General features: G+C 74.4%; 15 protein-coding genes. 8 read left to right on the top strand and 7 right to left on the bottom strand.

What is annotated here, in order from left to right; translation table 11 throughout:
• Position 1: 1 nt before the first annotated feature.
• From ACGF5G_RS05040 to ACGF5G_RS05055, 4 genes are all read right to left on the bottom strand, one after another.
• A complete protein-coding gene (locus ACGF5G_RS05040) occupies positions 2 to 1,105 on the bottom strand; it encodes a hypothetical protein (protein ID WP_393259230.1) in 1,104 nt (367 codons plus the stop codon).
• A gap of 102 nt (positions 1,106 to 1,207) precedes the next feature.
• On the bottom strand, positions 1,208 to 1,684 hold the full coding sequence (locus ACGF5G_RS05045; protein ID WP_393259061.1) for a PepSY domain-containing protein: 477 nt from the start codon (positions 1,682 to 1,684) through the stop codon (positions 1,208 to 1,210).
• 188 nt (positions 1,685 to 1,872) lie between these two features.
• A complete protein-coding gene (locus ACGF5G_RS05050) occupies positions 1,873 to 3,147 on the bottom strand; it encodes an ATP-binding protein (protein WP_393259063.1) in 1,275 nt (424 codons plus the stop codon).
• Positions 3,144 to 3,836: a response regulator transcription factor gene (locus ACGF5G_RS05055; protein ID WP_350676845.1), complete on the bottom strand. Its 693-nt coding sequence runs from the start codon at positions 3,834 to 3,836 to the stop codon at positions 3,144 to 3,146. Before ACGF5G_RS05055 ends, ACGF5G_RS05050 begins: the two co-directional genes overlap by 4 nt.
• Positions 3,837 to 3,939: 103 nt before the next feature.
• Between ACGF5G_RS05055 and ACGF5G_RS05060 the strand changes: the two genes are divergently transcribed.
• From ACGF5G_RS05060 to ACGF5G_RS05070, 3 genes are all read left to right on the top strand, one after another.
• On the top strand, positions 3,940 to 4,392 hold the full coding sequence (locus tag ACGF5G_RS05060; protein ID WP_393259065.1) for a septum formation initiator: 453 nt from the start codon (positions 3,940 to 3,942) through the stop codon (positions 4,390 to 4,392).
• Between the two features lie 286 nt (positions 4,393 to 4,678).
• Positions 4,679 to 5,083 (top strand): cupin domain-containing protein, encoded by a 405-nt coding sequence (locus ACGF5G_RS05065; RefSeq protein ID WP_387038605.1) that lies wholly within the window; start codon positions 4,679 to 4,681, stop codon positions 5,081 to 5,083.
• Between the two features lie 165 nt (positions 5,084 to 5,248).
• Positions 5,249 to 7,045 carry a glycoside hydrolase family 15 protein gene (locus ACGF5G_RS05070; RefSeq protein WP_393259066.1) on the top strand — a complete coding sequence of 599 codons (1,797 nt, stop codon included), beginning with the start codon at positions 5,249 to 5,251 and terminating at the stop codon, positions 7,043 to 7,045.
• Between the two features lie 65 nt (positions 7,046 to 7,110).
• On the opposite strand, the gene ACGF5G_RS05075 is transcribed toward ACGF5G_RS05070, so the two are convergent.
• Positions 7,111 to 8,313 carry a threonine synthase gene (locus ACGF5G_RS05075; RefSeq protein WP_393259067.1) on the bottom strand — a complete coding sequence of 401 codons (1,203 nt, stop codon included), beginning with the start codon at positions 8,311 to 8,313 and terminating at the stop codon, positions 7,111 to 7,113.
• A 75-nt stretch (positions 8,314 to 8,388) separates the two neighbouring features.
• Positions 8,389 to 9,438, bottom strand: a complete 1,050-nt coding sequence (locus tag ACGF5G_RS05080) for a DNA polymerase ligase N-terminal domain-containing protein (RefSeq protein ID WP_393259069.1) — start codon at positions 9,436 to 9,438, stop codon at positions 8,389 to 8,391.
• A 96-nt stretch (positions 9,439 to 9,534) separates the two neighbouring features.
• On the opposite strand from ACGF5G_RS05080, the gene ACGF5G_RS05085 reads away from it, so the two are divergent.
• The 5 genes from ACGF5G_RS05085 (at position 9,535) to ctaD (ending at position 14,971) form a co-directional block, all read left to right on the top strand.
• Positions 9,535 to 10,323 carry an aldo/keto reductase gene (locus ACGF5G_RS05085; protein WP_393259071.1) on the top strand — a complete coding sequence of 263 codons (789 nt, stop codon included), beginning with the start codon at positions 9,535 to 9,537 and terminating at the stop codon, positions 10,321 to 10,323.
• A 186-nt stretch (positions 10,324 to 10,509) separates the two neighbouring features.
• Complete coding sequence (locus ACGF5G_RS05090) at positions 10,510 to 10,674, top strand: hypothetical protein (protein WP_357459210.1); 165 nt, start codon at positions 10,510 to 10,512, stop codon at positions 10,672 to 10,674.
• Complete coding sequence (locus ACGF5G_RS05095) at positions 10,674 to 11,636, top strand: N-acetylmuramoyl-L-alanine amidase (RefSeq protein WP_393259073.1); 963 nt, start codon at positions 10,674 to 10,676, stop codon at positions 11,634 to 11,636. Before ACGF5G_RS05090 ends, ACGF5G_RS05095 begins: the two co-directional genes overlap by 1 nt.
• Before the next feature lie 317 nt (positions 11,637 to 11,953).
• Positions 11,954 to 13,060: an FAD-dependent monooxygenase gene (locus ACGF5G_RS05100; RefSeq protein ID WP_393259075.1), complete on the top strand. Its 1,107-nt coding sequence runs from the start codon at positions 11,954 to 11,956 to the stop codon at positions 13,058 to 13,060.
• Between the two features lie 153 nt (positions 13,061 to 13,213).
• Positions 13,214 to 14,971, top strand: coding sequence for a cytochrome c oxidase subunit I (gene ctaD, locus ACGF5G_RS05105; RefSeq protein WP_393259076.1), 1,758 nt, complete (start codon positions 13,214 to 13,216; stop codon positions 14,969 to 14,971).
• Positions 14,972 to 15,525: 554 nt separating this feature from the next.
• Here the strand turns inward: ctaD and ACGF5G_RS05110 are convergent.
• Positions 15,526 to 16,755 carry an MFS transporter gene (locus tag ACGF5G_RS05110; protein WP_393259077.1) on the bottom strand — a complete coding sequence of 410 codons (1,230 nt, stop codon included), beginning with the start codon at positions 16,753 to 16,755 and terminating at the stop codon, positions 15,526 to 15,528.
• Positions 16,756 to 16,775: the final 20 nt, after the last annotated feature.

Below are 16,775 nucleotides of genomic sequence, written 5' to 3' on the forward strand. Positions count from 1 at the left end.
GTCAGCCGGCCCGGCGGGTCTCCCCGCCCCGGTGCGGCCGGGCGGGCCGACCCCGCTCGGCGGCCGGCTGACCGGAACGCCACGGCCCCGGCCGGGCCTCCCGCCCGGGGCGCACCAGCGTCGCCAGCACGTGCGCCAGGTGGTGCGACGTGCTCCACGCCGCCCAGTTGTTGGCCGAGCCCGCACCGGCGCCCCGCCGGGCGCGCCGGACGATCTCGTGGTCGCCCCAGGAGAAGTCGGCCCCGGCGGCGGGCCAGTGCGGCGCCGAGACCAGCGCGCGGCACAGGTCCGCGAACCGGTCGTCGCCCCGCCCACCCCGCCGCGACCAGCGGTACACCCACCAGGCGTCGTCGGTGGTGTAGCGCACGGTGGGCAGCCGGTCGCCCGGCTGGTCGGCGCCGGGCACCGCCGAGCCGACGCCGTAGTCGCCGTACCCGACGCCGAGGTCCGCCAGCCGCTGCCAGAGCCGCCAGTCCCAGCGGTCGAGGCGTACCGGCTCGTCGGTGGGGAGGCGGGACACCGTGGGCGGCATCCCGCCGGCCGCCACGCTCACCGACCGCCAGGCGTGCCGGCGGGCCCACTCCAGCAGCCGGCGCAGCCGCGGCTCGGCGAGCCGAACGTCGGCCGCGCAGCACACGTCCCCGGCGTCGAGGAGCAGGTCGCACTGCTCGGGGACGAGGCGCGTGAGGCGCCAGACGCGCTCCGCCGCCGCCGTGGTCGCGTCCGGGCCGGCCCGGTCCTGGCCGACCCGCAGCCGGACCACCGCCCGGTGGGCGTGGCCCCGCGCCGCCGCGCCGTGCGCCACCAGGCGCCGGTCGCTGTCCGCGAGCCCGATCACCGGCACCAGCGGTACGCCCCAGCGGGCCAGCTCGGTCTCCGGAGTGTCGGGCAGACCGGTGACGTCGACGGCCGGGAGCAGCCCGGTGGGCAGCCGACCGAGAACGTCCAGTGTGTACGAGTCCAGGATGGACACCTGGAGAACCGGGGCGAGCAGGGAAGTGACGACGTCGTCGAGATGACCGAGCGCCTCCAGCTCGCCCCGCCGAGTGGCGAGGATGGGGCGGTAGACCGGTTCCGCCGCCCGGCCTCCGTGGGCGGGCACCATACCCCAATGTAGCCAGACATCGGTGTCGGTCACAGGGTCGATCGGACGCGACCCGACCGACGCGCCGCCGCCCCCCTGACGCGGGAGGCGGCGGCACCAGGGTCAGTCGTCGTCCTTGTCGTCGTCATCGTCGTCGTCGTGGTCGTCGTCGACGGGCTCCTGCTCGGCCTTGACCACGGTGCCGTTCTCCCGGTCGACGTCGATCTCGTGCTCCGTCTGCCCGGAGACGATCTCCACGCTCCACACGGGACGTCCGTGCTCCTGCTCGGCCTCGATCTCGACGACCTGGCCGCCGCCCGCCCGGGCGAGCGCGATCTCGCGGGCCCGCTGCTCGCTGACGGCGTCCCCGCCGGTCGCCGGGGCTCCGCTGCCCGACGGCGTGCCGGGGGCCGCCGAGGTGCCGCCGGTCGCCGGGGCGCTGGTCGCGCTGTCGTCCGGGGTCGGAGCGGTCGTGGCGGCGGCCAGGGTGGTCGCCTGGGCGGGACCGCTGTCGACGGCCGCGACGCCGAGGGTCGCGCCGGCTACGGCGAGCACGGCCATGCCGCCGACCGACGCCAGGATCAGGGGGTTGCGCTTCATCTCGGTTCGCCTTTCCTCGGTTCCTGACCACGAGGATCGCGCCCGGCCGGATAGCGGCACGCTGCCCGAACGCTAAGCCCGGGTTAAGGTCGCCGCGCTCGGTTGCCGCGCTCGGCCGCTCTGCCCGGTCGCCGCGTCCGGTCGCCGGGACCCCGACCGCCCCGCCCGGCGCGGCGCGAGCTGCCCGGTCAGGGCGTCGGCGGGCCGAGTTCGAGGCGTACCACGGCGCCGCCGGAGGGCGCGGTGTGCAGGGTGAGGCGGCCGCCGGTGGCCTCGGCGGCGCGCCGGGCGATGTCCAGGCCGAGTCCCGTGGAACCGGCGGTGCTGGCGCCCCGGTCGACGGTGTCGGGCGCGATGCCCGGCCCCTCGTCCGCCACGGTCAGCACGGCCCGGCCCGCCCGGGCCGTCAGCCGGACGGCGAACGCCGTGCCGTCCGGGGTGTGCGCGAAGACGTTGCCGAGCAGGGCGTCCACGGCCGCCGCCAACTCGTCGGCGGGTACGCCCACCGGCAGCGGTCCCGGCACCAGGTCCAGCGTGACCGCGCGCCCCGTGTCCTCGGCCAGCACCGACCAGAACGCGACCCGTTCGGCCACCACCGTGGCCGCGTCCGCGCTGGCCGCCCCGGCTGTCGGCGCCCGCCAGCGGGCCTGCCGGATCAGGCCGGTGACCGCCCGCTCCAGCCCGTCCACCGCCGCGGTCACCCGGGCCGCGTCCTCCGGGTCGCGCAGCGACTCGGCCTCCAGCCGCAGCGCGGTCAGCGGGGTGCGCAGGCGGTGTGACAGGTCGGCGACCTCCTCCCGCTCCTGCGCCAGCAGCACCTGGATCCGACCGGCGAGGTGGTTGAGGGCACCGGCCACCTCACGCAGCTCCGGCGGCCCGGCGGGCGTGACGCGCGCGTCCAGTTCGGCGTTCGCCAGCCGGTGCGACACCGCGGAGAGCTCACCGATCGGCCGGACCAGGGTGCGGGCCAGCCGGTCGGCGACGGCCAGCCCGATCAGCACCAGCAACACGCCGAGCAGGGCCAGGACCAGCCAGGAGCGGGTCACCCCGGCGGTCAGCTCCTCGGGCGGGACCACCGTGCGGATCACCCCGGTGCCGTCGGGGCGGCCCTGCACCGCGATCACCACCTCGCGCCCCCGCCCCGACTCCGCGGTGAGGCTCTGCCCCCGCGCCGCCAGCGCCACCGCGGGCGTCCGCGGGGCCGGGGTGCCGAGCACGGTGCCGTCGGGCAGGAAGACGCTGACCGGCCGGTCGGACTCCGCGGCCAGTTGCTCCACCGTCAACCGGATCGTCGCGGTGTCGGCGGTGCCGACGACGGTGACGAGGCTCTGCGCGTCGGCCGTGGCCCGCACCGTGGCCCGGTCCTCGGCGACGGTCCGCACCAGCAGCGCCAGCGGCACCAGGAAGGCGACCAGGGTGAGCACGCTGACGGCGGCGACCAGCAGGGCCAGCCGCGCCCTCATCCGGCGCTCCCGGGCGCTTCGAGCCGCACCCCGACGCCCCGCACCGTGTGCAGGTAACGGGGCGCCTGGGCGCTCTCCCCGAGCTTGCGGCGCAGCCAGGACAGGTGCACGTCCACGGTCTTGTCGGCGCCGCCGTACGGGATCTGCCACACCTCGGCGAGCAGCTCCCGCTTGGTGACCACCTGGCCCGGCCGGCCGGCGAGGTGGTGCAGCAGGTCGAACTCGCGCGGCGTCAGCTCGACGGGCTCGCCGTCCAGGGTGACCTGCCGCGACCTCGGGTCCACCCGCAGCCCGCCGACCACCAGCGCCGGGTCCTCGGGGACGGACCCCGCCCCGCGCCGGAGCACCGCCCGGATCCGCGCGTCGAGCTGCGCCGCCGTGAAGGGCTTCACCACGTAGTCGTCGGCTCCGGCGTCGAGCACCCGGACGATCTCGGTCTCGTCGTCGCGGGCGGTGGCCACGATCACCGGCACGACGCTGACGGCGCGCAGCATCCGCAGCAGCTCCCGGCCGTCCAGGTCGGGCAGGCCCAGGTCCAGCACGACGAGGTCGGGCCGGTCGTCCAGCGCGTCGCGCAGGCCGGCCATCGCCGTCGAGGCGGCGGCCACCGCGTGCCCCCGTTCGCGCAGCGCCCGCAGCAGCGGCGTACGGATCGTCAGGTCGTCCTCGATGAGCAGCAGGCGGGCCACAGGGGGCAGGGTAGCCGCCGCCGGACGCGCCGACCCGGGTCCTTAACCGTCCCTTAGCCTTGGCCAGGGCCCGGCCCAACCCGGGATCGGGGACACTCGGTGGATGCGCCGCCGTTCGTTCCTCGCTGTCGCCGGTTGGCTGGCCACCGCCGCCGTCGCCACCCTGATCGGGGTGGCCGCGATCCGGTGGGTGGGGGAGAGCATCGCCGGCACCCCGGGCGGCGTCGTGCTGAGCCAGGAGGAGGTCGAGCGCGCGCTGGCCTCGCCCGAGCCGACCGCCACCGGCGTGGGGCCGTCGTCCCCGGCACCGACCGGCTCCGCTCCGCACGGCGAGCGCCGGGCCTTCGTCACGGCGGGCGGCACGGCCGTGGCCGAGTGCGGGCCGGACGGGGTGCGGCTGGTCTCCTGGGCGCCGGCGCAGGGTTACCGCGTCTCCGACGTCGACCGGGGGCCGGACGACGACGTGGAGGTCGCGTTCGCCGGCCCGGCCGGCGAGTTCGAGCTGAAGGTGCGCTGCGTCGGCCGGGAGCCCGTGGCGGCCGCCGACGACGACTGAGCGCGCGACGGCCATCGAGGAGCGCGCGCGACGACGGGCGTTCCGCCGCCCTGGCGCGGGACATGAGCGCGCGGCGCCGCTCGGATCCCTCGGGATCGGAACGTCGCCGCGCTCTGGCCGTCTCCCACCACCGCAGCCGTACGGCGGTACGTCAGCGGGGACCTGGCTCGACCGGCGCCGTGCGCCCGTCCCTGTCTCGATCCCCGCCCACGGGGGCGCCAAACCTGGGATCAGTGGGGAATTCCACCATCTGCACGTCTCGGCGTGGCGTCGCGCCCGAGCGGGTATGTGCGTCGGCATGGAGCATTACACGATCGCGACCGTCGCCGAGAAGAGCCCGGATTTCCGGCGGGTGCTGTGGACCGGTGAGCACACCCAGCTGGTGATCATGACGATCCCGCCGGGTGGTGAGATCGGCGAGGAGGTCCACGAGGACATCGACCAGATTCTCACCTTCGTCAGCGGCACCGGCGAGGCCCGGGTGGCGGGGGAGAAGCGCGAGGTCGTCCAGGGCGACCTGGTGGTGGTGCCGGCCGGTACGAAGCACAACTTCGTCAACACCGGCCCCAACCCGCTGGTGCTCTACACCGTCTACGGCCCGCCGGAGCACGCCGACCAGGCGGTGCACCGGACGAAGGAGGAGGCCGACGCGGCGGAGGAGGCCGGCGAGGACGAGCCGCCCACCTCCTGACCCCGTCAACCGGGCGGTGCCGCCCGCCTGACCGCCTGACCGCCTGACCGCTTGCCGGCGCTGCCGCCGCCTGACCGCCCGCCCGCGCTGCCGTCCTCCCGGTCGGCCCGATCGGTGCCCCCGGCGGGGCTGCCTGAGGCGGGCCGAACGGGGTACCCGCAGCGGATGGACCAGCCGGCGATCTCCGACTACGGATTCCTCTCCGACTGCCGCTCGGGCGCACTGGTCGGCCGGGACGGATCGATCGACTGGTGGTGCCCGGACCGGTTCGACGCCCCGTCGGTCTTCGGCCGGCTGCTCGACCCGGCGGCCGGCCACTGGCGGCTGGCGCCCGTCGCGGCCGGGCTGCCCGGGCACCGCACGGAGCGGACGTACCTCGCCGACACGCTGGTGCTGCGCACCGTGCACCACACCCCGGAGGGCAGCGTGGCGGTCACCGACGCGCTCGCCGCCGAACTCGGCGCCCGGGGCCACGAGCTGGGGATGAACTCGCCGGCGGTGCTGCTGCGGGTGGTCGAGGGACTGACCGGGCGGGTGCGGATGTCGCTGGACTTCCGCCCCCGCCCGGAGTACGGCCTGCTCACCCCCTACCTGCACGAGCGGTCCGACGGCGGGGTGCTCGCCGCGGCCGGCCCGGTGGTGCTGAGCCTGCGCGCCGGCGGGGTCCCGCTGACCGTCGAGCGGGACCGCGTCCGGCAGGACTTCGAGATCGCCGCCGGGCAGGTGGTCGGCTTCGACGTGGCGTACGGGCGGGCGTACGGGGCGGCGCCGGTCCGGCTGGACCCGGTGACCGCGCTCGCCGAGACGGTGCGGGCGTGGCAGGCGTACCGGGAGGCGCACCACTACGACGGCCGCTACCCGGGCCAGGTCCGGCACAGCGCGACCGTGCTCACCGGCCTCACGTACGCCCGCAGCGGCGCGGTCGCCGCGGCCCTGACCACGTCGCTGCCGGAACGGATCGGCGGCGACCGCAACTACGACTATCGCTACTCGTGGCTGCGCGACTTCGCGATGACCATGCGTGCCCTCTGGGTGGCCGCGTGCCCGTCGGAGGCGTCCCGCCTCTTCGCCTGGGCGGCCCGGTCGATCGGCCGGATCGGCCCCGCTCCCGTGCCGGTGCTCTTCGGGCTGGAGGGGGAGCGGGACATCTCCGAGTACGAGTGCCACCACCTGCGCGGCTACGCCGACAGCCTGCCGGTCCGGGTCGGCAACGACGCCTGGCGGCAGCGCCAGCTCGACGTGCCGGGCGAGGTGATCTCGGCGGTCTGGCGGATGCGGGACCACCTGGGCGAGACGTTCGACGAGGAACTGCGCGAGATGGTGCTCGGCCTGACCGAGCAGGTGGCGGCCACCTGGCACCTGCCCGACCGGGGGATCTGGGAGACCCGGGACGCCGACCGGCACTACCTGTCGTCGAAGGTGCTGTGCTGGGTGGCGATCGACCGGGCGGTGCGGCTCGCGCCCCGGCTCGGCGGCCGGGCCGACCCGCGGCGCTGGGCGAGCACCCGCGACGAGATCCGGGCCGCCGTGCTGCGCGAGGGCTGGGACGAGCGGGTCGGCGCGTACACGGGGGCGTTCGGCTCGCCCGAGCTGGACGCCTCCGCGCTGCTGCTGCCGTTGGTGCACTTCCTGCCGGCGACCGACCCACGGATGCGCGCCACCATCGAGGCGGTCGAACGCGAGCTGGGCGCCGGCGACGGTCTCCTGCGGCGCTGGGGCACCGACCCGGCCGGCTTCGTGCTCTGCTCGTTCTGGCTGGTGGAGTGCCTGGTGATGGCCGGCGAGCGAGGGCGCGCCGAGGCGCTCTTCGAGCGGCTGCTCGGGCACGCCAACGACGTCGGCCTGTTCAGCGAGCAGATCGACCCGCGGACGGGCGCGCAGCTCGGCAACACCCCGCAGGCACTGTCGCACATCGGCCTGGTCAGCGCCGCCTGGCGCCTCACCGACCCCACCACCGACTGACGACGGTGTAAGGAAGGGCCCCCTCCTATCGCAATGTGTAGAGGAAGGGGCCCTTCCTAACACCGTCAGGCCGGCAGCACCGGCAGCACCGGCACGTCGGTGACGTCCACGGTCTCCGGGTCCTTCAGCCCGGACCCGGTGTTGAGCACCACCACCCGCTCGCCGGCCCGGATCCAGCCGCCGGCACGCAGGTGCCGCACGGCGGTCAGGCAGGCGGCCCCCTCCGGGCAGAGCAACAGCCCCTCCCGCGCCGCGAAGTCCCGCAGGTCGGCCAGGATCTCGGCGTCGTCGACCGCGACCGCGGTGCCGGCGCTGGCCCGCAGCGCGTCGAGGATCAGCTCGTCGCCGAGCGGGGCGGGCACGGTGATGCCGAACGCCACGGTGTGCGCGTCGGCCCAGGGCCGCGCCCGCTCCTCCCCGGCGGCGAAGGCCCGGACGATCGGGGCGCAGCCGGTCGACTGCACCGCGACCAGGCGGGGCAGCCTGTCCTCGATCCAGCCCAGCTCGCGCAGCTCGTGCAGCGCCTTGTGGATGCCGATCAGGCCGACCCCGCCCCCGGCGGGATAGACGATCACGTCCGGCACCTGCCAGCCGAGCTGTTCGACGATCTCGTACCCCATCGTCTTCTTGCCCTCGAGCCGGTACGGCTCGCGCAGCGTGCCGGCGTCGAAGACCGCGCCGCCGGAGTCCGCGACCAGCCGCGCGACGTGCCGGCCGGCGTCGCCGATCAGCCCGTCGACCAGGCGCAGGTCGGCCCCGGCGGCCACGCACTCCCGCCGGCAGACGGCCGGCGCGGACAGCGGCATGACGATCGTCGCGCCCAGCCCGGCCCGCGCGGCGTACGTCGCCCAGGCCGCGCCCGCGTTGCCGTTGGTCGGCATGGCGATCCGCTCCACGCCCAGCTCCCGGGCCCGGCTGACGCCCACCGCCGCGCCGCGCGCCTTGAACGAGCCGGTCGGAGTCAGCCCCTCGTCCTTGACCAGCAGGTCCGGGATGCCGATCTCCGCGCCGTAGGCCGGGGTACGCAGCAGCGGCGTCCAGCCCTCGCCCAGCGTGGTCGTGTGCCGCGGGTCGGCCACCGGCAGCAGCTCCCGGTAGCGCCACAGGTCGGCCGGGCGCAGCGGAAACCGCTCCGGGGTGAGCACCTTCGCCACCGCGGCCAGGTCGTAGCGGGCCAGCAGCGGCGAGCCGCAGTCGCAGAGGTTGACCAGCTTGCCGGCGTCGTGCTCCCGCCCGCAGCGCGGGCACTCCAGGTGGGTCAGGTACACGCTGCTCCTCGCCGTCTCGGCTCGTGTCGCGGATCGTGGTCCCGCTCGTGTCCCGGCTTCCGGCCGCCCCGTTCCTCAGCCCGCGTCGATGCTCAGCCAGCGCCGGCTGCGGCGGCCGGGCTCGTAGGTCGAGTCCAGCCGCTTCGCCACCACCCCGGGCAGCCCCTGCTCCCGCCCGGTCCGCAGCGCCTCGGGGCCGGCACCGGGGAACCAGGGCGGAGTTTGCCAGTGCGGGCCGGCGAGCGCCAGACCGTCGAGCAGCTCCCGGCGCTGCGCGTACGGCAGGTCGGTGCTGGTCACGCCCTCCAGCCAGAGCAGGTCGAAGATCAGGTACTGCGCGTCCGGGGTCCGGCGCCCGCCACGGGCGGGGCGTACCCTCCCGGCGGTGTCGATGCGGACCAGGACGCCGTCCAGCACGGCCTCCGCCGGGGCCAGTTCCTCGGCCATCTCGCGCAGCCAGGGGTACGTCCCCGAGATGTCGTCGTCGTCCTCCGAGAGCAGCCGCAGGCGTCCCCCGGAGACGTACGCGACCGCGCGCACCCCGTCCCAGCGCAGCTCGTAGCCCCACTCCGCCTGGTCCCTCGGCAGCTTCGCCGCCGGCGTGGGACGCATGGGGCGGACCAGCTCCGGCATGCTCGTCCAGCCCTCCGGCGGCGGGTCGGTGCGCCGCACCATCCAGTCCCGGCCACCCTTGCCGCCGGTGGCGAAGAGCACGTACCGCCCGGCGGTGCGTTCCCCGTCGAGCACCACGACGACCTCGTCGTCGCGCCACTTCTCGCAGCGGTACGTGCCCCGGTCGTGGACGGTCATCCGGCCGCCGCCGTACTCGCCCGCCGGGATCTCGCCGTGGAAGTCCAGGTATTCCATCGGGTGGTCCTCGGTGTGCACGGCGAGGTGGTTGCGGCCCGTGTCGCGGGGCAGCCCGCGCGGCACCGCCCAGGAGGCCAGTACGCCCTCGTGCTCCAGCCGCAGGTCCCAGTGCAGGCTGCGGGCGTGGTGCTGCTGGATGACGAACCGGGCCGTCCCCTCGGCCGGCTTCTTCCGCCGTGGGGGCCGCTTCGGCACCGGCTCCGGGGTGCGCGCCGCGTCCCGTTTGCGCCGGTACTCCTCCAGCCGGTCAGCCACCCCCGCATTCTCCGGCAAACCGCGCCGGCCCGCTGGGCGCCCGGTTGTCCGGATCGGCGGAGCATGTCGGGGGTCAGCACGGGTAGACCCGTCGGCATGGACCACCAGGAGCAGCCGACGGTTCCGCTCCCGGGCGAGGTGCGGATGCCTCTGCTCGGCTTCGGCACGTGGCAGGCCACCGGCCAGGCCGGGTACGACGCCGTGCTCGCTGCGCTGGACGCCGGCTACCGGCACGTCGACACCGCCACCATGTACGGCAACGAGGACGAGGTCGGCCGGGCGGTGCAGGAGAGCGGGCTGCGCCGCGAGGACGTCTTCGTCACCACGAAGCTGCCGCCGGACCGGGTCGGCCGGGAGCGGGAGACCCTCGAGGCGAGCCTGACCGCGCTCGGCACCGACTGCGTCGACCTGTGGCTGGTGCACTGGCCGCCGGCGAACCCGGGCGACAGCATCCCGATGTGGCGGGAGCTGCTCGCCGCCCGGGACGAGGGGCTCGCGCGGGCGGTGGGGGTGAGCAACTACAGCACCGCCGAGATCGACGAGCTGATCCAGGCGACGGAGGAGAACCCGGCGGTCAACCAGATCCGGTGGAGCCCGTCGCTGTACGACCGGCAGCGGCACCGGGAGCACCGGGACCGGGGCGTGGTGCTGGAGGGTTACAGCCCGTTCAAGACCAGTGACCTCGCCGACCCGGTGCTGACCCGGATCGCCGCCGCGCACGACGTCTCCCCGGCCCAGGTGGTGCTCCGCTGGCACGTCGACCACGAGATCGTGGTCATCCCCAAGTCGGTGACCCCGGACCGGATCCGCGCCAACGCCGACATCTTCCACTTCTCGCTCACCGCCGAGGAGATGCGCGACATCGACGCCCTCGGCAACCCCTGACAACCCCTTCGGTGACCCTTGGTCGGGGGGTCGGCGGGGCCCGGACAGCGGTCGGCGTTGCCAAATTCCTTCAGCCTGAATAGGGGCGATGAAGGGTATCGACATAGATGCTCGTGACGATATAGCGTGCGCGTCACCAGTTCATCGGTCAGTCGGAACCCCTCCGCCCTCGCTGAAGGAGCCCCCATGAACGCGCCACGACCCGCCCGCCTGCGCCGCCGCAGGCTCCTGGGCATGTCGGCCCTGGCGGCCACCGCGGTGGTCGTCGCCGCCAAGCCCGCCGCGGCCAGCGCCGCGCCGATCGCCGCGCCGAAGGCCGAGTGCCTCGCCGACCTGTTCGGGGAGTCCTGATGGCCACCATTCCCTGGCTGGTGGACGTCCTGCGGGGGGCGGGCGTCCAGGTCGTCGTCGAGGGCGACTGGCTCAACCGGATGCGCCCGGGTGACTTCAACCCCATCGGCGTGCTCTGGCACCACACCGCCGCGACCTCCAGCGCCACCAACCCGCACCCGGCGCTCAACGTCTGCATCAACGGCCGCTCCGACCTGCCCGGCCCGCTCTGCCAGGCCCTGGTCGACTACCACGGCGTCTTCCACGTCATCTCCGCCGGCCGCTGCAACCACGCGGGCGTCAGCGGCGGCAGCGGGCCGATCCCGGCCGGCGACGGCAACACCCTGATGATCGGCTGGGAGATCGACTACAACGGGGTGAGCCAGGAGATGACGGCGGCGCAGTACAACGCGTCGATCGCCGCCACCGCGGCCGTGCTCAAGCGGATGGGCCGGGACGCCAGCTACGCGCGCGGGCACCGGGAGACGAGCACCACCGGCAAGATCGACCCGTCGTTCATCGACCTGAACAAGATGCGTTCCGACGTCGCCGCGAAGATGGCGGGGACCACCGCCTGGAGCTCCACCGTGGACAACTCCACCGCAGGCCGGTTCACGGCCAGCGGCAACTGGGGCACCTCGACGTACTCGACGCAGCGCTACGGGGCCGACTACCGCTTCGCGGACCCGGTCGCCGCCAGCGACGCCGCCTGGTACAAGTTCAACGTCCCGGCAACCGCGAACTACCGGGTCGACGCCTGGTGGCCGGCCAACGCGGGCTACAACGCCGCGACGCCGTACATCGTCGCCACCACCACCGGCAACCGGACGATCATCGTCGACCAGCGGGCGACCGGCGGGCAGTGGCGCACGCTCGGCACCTTCACGCTGCCGGCCGGCGACGCCAACCGGGTCGCCGTCAGCCGGTGGAGCTCCGCCAGCGGTCTGGTCATCGCCGACGCCGTCCGACTCACCCGGGTCTGACCGTTCGACGGTACGTCGCGTAGGGCGGCTCCGGTGACCCGGAGCCGCCCTACGTTCGGCAGCCGCCCAGTCGGTTCGTCGTTTCTCCGCGACCCGTCCACATCTCTGAAACCGCTGCGTAACGGCCCGGGGTATTGGGGAGATTGGTGGGGTTTGTCACGACCGGCCGCGCGGTGGGCAGGTGATCCTCTGTGCAACGTGATGCGCCCGCCGAGGAATGTTTCGGAGTGGGACGATTGACTCTGGTGTGTGCCGATTGCGCCGAGTAGTGTCTTGCCTCCAACGCGTTCCGCACCCCTCCGGAGGCGTACACCACCATGGGTGGCTTCCCCCTGCGCATCCTCGTCGTCGGTGCGGGCATCGCCGGCCTGTCCGTGGCCCGGGCGCTGCGGATGGTGGGCCTCCGGCCCGACGTCACCGAGAAGCTGCCCCCGGGCGAGAACGCCGAGACCGGGCTCTACCTGCCCGGCAACGCCGCCCGGGCGCTGCGCCGGCTGGACCTCGACGGGCCGGTCCGCCCGCTCGGGCAGGTCATCCACCGCCAGCGGTTCCTCGACGCGGCCGGGGCGCCGCTGTGCGAGGTGGACCTCGACGCGCTCTGGGCCGGCGTCGGCGAGTGCCGGGCCCTGCCCCGGTCGGAACTGCACCGGGTGCTGCTCACCGGGGCCGGCGGCGCCGTCCGGCACGGCGCCGAGGTGCGCACCCTCGACCTGCTGCCGCGGTCGGTCGGCGTCACCTTCGTCGACGGCACCGCCACCGAGTACGACCTGGTGATCGGCGCCGACGGGCTGCGCTCCACCGTCCGTGCCCTCGCCGCGCTCGGCGGTCCGCCCCAGCCCGCCGGCCAGGTCGTCTACCGCAGCGTGGTGCGCGGCGGCCCCCGGCTCGCGGAGTGGACCGCCCTGCTCGGCCAGCGCGCCGGCTTCCTGGCCGTGCCGCTCGGCGCCGGGCGGCTGCACTGCTACGCCGACGAGGCCGGCACGGTCCCGCCGGCCGACCCGGTGGCCCGGCTGCGCGAGCTGTTCGGCGACTACGGCGGGCCGGTGCCGGAGGTGCTGGAGGCGCTGGACCGGGTGCACGTCGGGGTCACCGAGGAGGTGGAGCTGGGACGCTGGTCCCGGGGGCGGGTGCTGCTCGTCGGCGACGCCGCGCACGCCACCGCCCCGACGCTGTCCCAGGGCGCGGCGATGGCACTGGAGGACGCCGTCGTGCTCGCCGAGTCGCTCCGCGCGGCCGGCGGCGTCGAGGCCGCGCTGGCCGCGTACGAGAGTCGTCGTCGCCCCCGTACGCGATGGGTGCGGGACCGGACCCGCGACCGCAACCGGACCCGGGACGTGCCGCCGGCGCTGCGCGACCCGCTGCTGCGCGGGCGCGGCGGTCGGATCTTCGGCGAGCACTACCGACTGCTGCTCGGCCCGCTGTAGGTCGCGGCGAGCCGCCCACCAGAGCAGGTGGCGCAGGTTACCCGACCACCCCACGCGGCGCAGCCACCTGCCGGGGACTATCCTCCTTGCGGATGACGGCCCGCAGATAACCAGCGCGTGCCGAGCGGGACAACCCAGAACCGGAGGCCACTCGTGACCACCGTCGCACCCAAGCCGGTCGTGACCCGGCCCTGGCCGGTCCGAGCGCCGGTCAAGGGGTCGGCCATCGCGCGGCTGCTGCGGACCACGGACGCGAAGCAGATCGGGATCATGTACATGGTCACCGCGTTCGTGTTCTTCATGATCGGCGGCCTGATGGCCCTGATCATGCGGGCCGAGCTGGCCCGACCCGGGCTGCAGTTCCTGTCGCCCGAGCAGTACAACCAGCTCTTCACCATGCATGGCACCATCATGCTGCTGTTCTTCGCGACGCCGATCGTGTTCGCCTTCGCGAACTACGTGGTGCCGCTGCAGATCGGCGCGCCGGACGTGTCGTTCCCCCGGCTGAACAGCTTCGCCTACTGGCTGTTCCTCTTCGGCGGCTCGATGACGATGGTCGGCTTCATCACCCCGGGTGGCGCCGCCGACTTCGGCTGGACCGCCTACGCGCCGCTGAGCGGCGTCGAGCACTCCCCGGGCGTCGGCGCCAACCTGTGGGTGATCGGCCTGGTCATCTCCGGTCTGGGTTCGATCCTCGGCGCGGTCAACCTGATCACCACGATCCTGACCCTGCGCGCGCCGGGCATGACCATGTTCCGGATGCCGATCTTCACCTGGAACATGCTGGTCACCAGCCTCCTGGTGATCCTGGTCTTCCCGCTGCTGGCCGCCGCGCTCCTGGCGCTGGCCGCGGACCGCATCATGGGCGCCCACGTCTACGACCCCGCGACCGGCGGGCCGATGCTCTACCAGCACCTCTTCTGGTTCTTCGGCCACCCCGAGGTGTACATCATCGCGCTGCCGTTCTTCGGCATCGTCAGCGAGGTCATCCCGGTCTTCTCCCGTAAGCCGATCTTCGGCTACAAGGGCCTGGTCGCCGCGACCATCGCCATCGCCGGCCTGTCGATGAGCGTCTGGGCGCACCACATGTTCGCCACCGGCCAGGTGCTGCTGCCCTTCTTCAGCTTCCTGAGCTACCTGATCGCCGTGCCGACCGGTATGAAGTTCTTCAACTGGATCGGCACCATGTGGCGGGGCCAGGTCAGCTTCGAGACGCCGATGCTCTTCTCGCTCGGCTTCCTGGTGACCTTCCTCTTCGGTGGTCTCACCGGTGTGCTGCTCGCCAGCCCGCCGCTCGACTTCCACCTGCACGACTCGTACTTCGTGGTGGCGCACTTCCACTACGTGCTCTTCGGCACGATCGTGTTCGCCGTCTTCGCCGGCATCTACTTCTGGTTCCCGAAGATGTTCGGCCGGATGCTCGACGAGCGGCTGGGCAAGGTGCACTTCTGGCTGACCATGATCGGCTTCCACACCACGTTCCTGGTGCAGCACTGGCTGGGCAACGAGGGCATGCCGCGTCGGTACGCCGACTACCTGCCCGAGGACGGTTTCACCTTCCTGAACACGGTCTCCACGATCGGCGCGTTCCTCACCGGTATCTCGACGCTGCCGTTCATCTGGAACTGCTGGAAGTCGTACAAGGCCGGGCCGGTCGTCGAGGTCGACGACCCGTGGGGCCACGGCAACTCGCTGGAGTGGGCGACCACCTCGCCGCCTCCGCTGCGGAACTTCGACCGGATGCCGCGGATCCGCTCCGAGCGGCCCGCGTTCGACCTCAAGTTCCCCGAGCTGGCCGCCGGGCAGACGCTGGCCGGCCCGCCGGAGGGCGGCGCCAAGCCGCTGACCAGCGAGTCCGACGGCGGCGCGAGCTACCAGGAGGACGTCGCCTCCGACGTCGACCGCCGCTGACGCTCACGTACCACGTACGACGGGCGCCGCCCTCACAAGGGGCGGCGCCCGTCGCCGTTGTCGGAGGTGACGTCGCCCGGTCGCCCTCCGACAGGGGCGCGGACAGCCGACCGGACAGCGGTACGGCTCGCAGCGCCGCCCGACGGCTCGCAGCGCCGCCCGACGGCGGGACGGGACAGGCGGGCCGTACCGCCGGCAGGCCGCACCGATCCACCGACGAGATCGAGGCGGCACCGGCCGGATGGACGTCAGGTGCGTCGACGCCGAGTCCGGCGCTGGCGCGCCGACGGGCATCCCGCCCAACGGCCCGTAGACAAACCCGAGCCGCCCACGCCGCCCACCCACGCCGCCCGCCCACACCGCCCACGCCGCCCCACGCCAGGATCCCCAGCCCACAGCCAACCGCAGCGCGATCTTGCACTTGCTGCCCGGGCGAAAGTGCACAAAGGCCATATATCGAGGGCCGAAAGTGCAAGATCGCCGGGCGAGGGACGCGGGCGAGGGGCGAGGGGCGAGGGACGCGGGCGAGGGGCGGGAGGGCGGCAAGGGCGGGGTCAGGTGGCGGGGAGTGGGGTCAGGTCGGGCTCGGGTTCGGGTTCGGGGGTGGCCGGGGTGGTGGCGCGGCGGCGGCGCAGCTCGATCGGGAGCACGGCCAGCGCCACCAGCGCGCCGATCGCGCCGGTGACCGCGAAGCCCCAGGCCGGGGCGGAGGCGTCGATGACGGCGCCGGCGAGCGGGGCGCCCACCGCGATGCCGACGGTGACCGCCGAGCCGTGCAGGCCCATCGCCTCGCCGCGGACGGACGCGGGAACGAGCCGGCTCACCGCGTCGGCGGTGGCCGCGAGGGTCGGCGCGCAGAGCGCCCCGGCGGGGATCAGCGCCAGGCAGAGCAGCCACCAGTGCGCCCCGCCCAGCCCGACCGGGATGGTGCAGAGGCTGAGCGCGGCCATCAGGGCCAGGGGCGGGAAGGAGCGGCTGACGGCTCCGTACGCGAAGCCGCCCACCAGCGAGGCGACCGCCCACACGGCGAGTACGGCGCCCGTCCACCCGACGTCGCCGCTCTCCCGGAGCACGGCGACCACGGCCACGTCGGTGCCGCCGAGCACCAGCGTGCCGGCGGCGCTGATCGCCAGCACGGCGAGCAGCCGCGGGGTGAGCCACGCCCGACGGGGCACCCTCGGCTGCGGCCCGGTCGGCTCACCGCCGCCCCGGACGGGCGGGTTCAGCAGCCAGAACGCGATGCCGGAGGCGACGATCCCGGCACCGACCAGGTAGAGGGTCGTCCGGGCGGAGATCGCGGTGACCGCCGCCACGGCCAGCGCCGGACCGACCATGAACGACAGCTCCACCGACATCGAGTCCAGCGCGTACGCGGGGCGGCGCCGCTCCGGCGGCACCATCGCGGCGATGGACTGCCGGACGACCGAGAAGATCGGCAGGGCCAGCGAGCCGGCCAGGAAGGCGGCCGGCAGCAGCAGCGGGTAGGGCAGCATCGGGGCGGTGGACCAGAAGAGCGCCTCGGCGATCCCGGTCAGCACGAGCACCGGCCGCAGGCCGCGCCGGTCGACCAGCCGGCCGAGCAGCGGGCCGCCGATGGCGGCGCCCACGGTGATGGCCGCGCCGACGAGCCCGGCCGCCCCGTAGCCGCGCCCGAGGTCGAGCACGACGTAGAACGTCAGGGTCACCCCGGTCGCGGTGAGCGGGACGCGGGCGAGCACCGACACCAGCAGCAACGACCGGAGACCGGGCAGGGCGAGCGCCTCCCGGTAAGGCTTCAGGTTCATGTCGGTGCGTACCTCCGCCG

The organism is Micromonospora sp. NPDC047730 (assembly GCF_043204765.1).
In the GTDB taxonomy this organism is placed as follows: domain Bacteria; phylum Actinomycetota; class Actinomycetes; order Mycobacteriales; family Micromonosporaceae; genus Micromonospora.

What these genes read in the sequence shown, in the direction of transcription:
- ACGF5G_RS05040 (WP_393259230.1), bottom strand. Translation starts at nt 1,105, where the DNA reads ATGGTGCCCGCCCACGGAGGCCGGGCGGCGGAACCGGTCTACCGCCCC.
- ACGF5G_RS05045 (WP_393259061.1), bottom strand. Translation starts at nt 1,684, where the DNA reads ATGAAGCGCAACCCCCTGATCCTGGCGTCGGTCGGCGGCATGGCCGTG.
- ACGF5G_RS05050 (WP_393259063.1), bottom strand. Translation starts at nt 3,147, where the DNA reads ATGAGGGCGCGGCTGGCCCTGCTGGTCGCCGCCGTCAGCGTGCTCACC.
- ACGF5G_RS05060 (WP_393259065.1), top strand. Translation starts at nt 3,940, where the DNA reads ATGCGCCGCCGTTCGTTCCTCGCTGTCGCCGGTTGGCTGGCCACCGCC.
- ACGF5G_RS05065 (WP_387038605.1), top strand. Translation starts at nt 4,679, where the DNA reads ATGTGCGTCGGCATGGAGCATTACACGATCGCGACCGTCGCCGAGAAG.
- ACGF5G_RS05070 (WP_393259066.1), top strand. Translation starts at nt 5,249, where the DNA reads ATGGACCAGCCGGCGATCTCCGACTACGGATTCCTCTCCGACTGCCGC.
- ACGF5G_RS05085 (WP_393259071.1), top strand. Translation starts at nt 9,535, where the DNA reads ATGGACCACCAGGAGCAGCCGACGGTTCCGCTCCCGGGCGAGGTGCGG.
- ACGF5G_RS05090 (WP_357459210.1), top strand. Translation starts at nt 10,510, where the DNA reads ATGAACGCGCCACGACCCGCCCGCCTGCGCCGCCGCAGGCTCCTGGGC.
- ACGF5G_RS05095 (WP_393259073.1), top strand. Translation starts at nt 10,674, where the DNA reads ATGGCCACCATTCCCTGGCTGGTGGACGTCCTGCGGGGGGCGGGCGTC.
- ACGF5G_RS05100 (WP_393259075.1), top strand. Translation starts at nt 11,954, where the DNA reads ATGGGTGGCTTCCCCCTGCGCATCCTCGTCGTCGGTGCGGGCATCGCC.
- ACGF5G_RS05110 (WP_393259077.1), bottom strand. Translation starts at nt 16,755, where the DNA reads ATGAACCTGAAGCCTTACCGGGAGGCGCTCGCCCTGCCCGGTCTCCGG.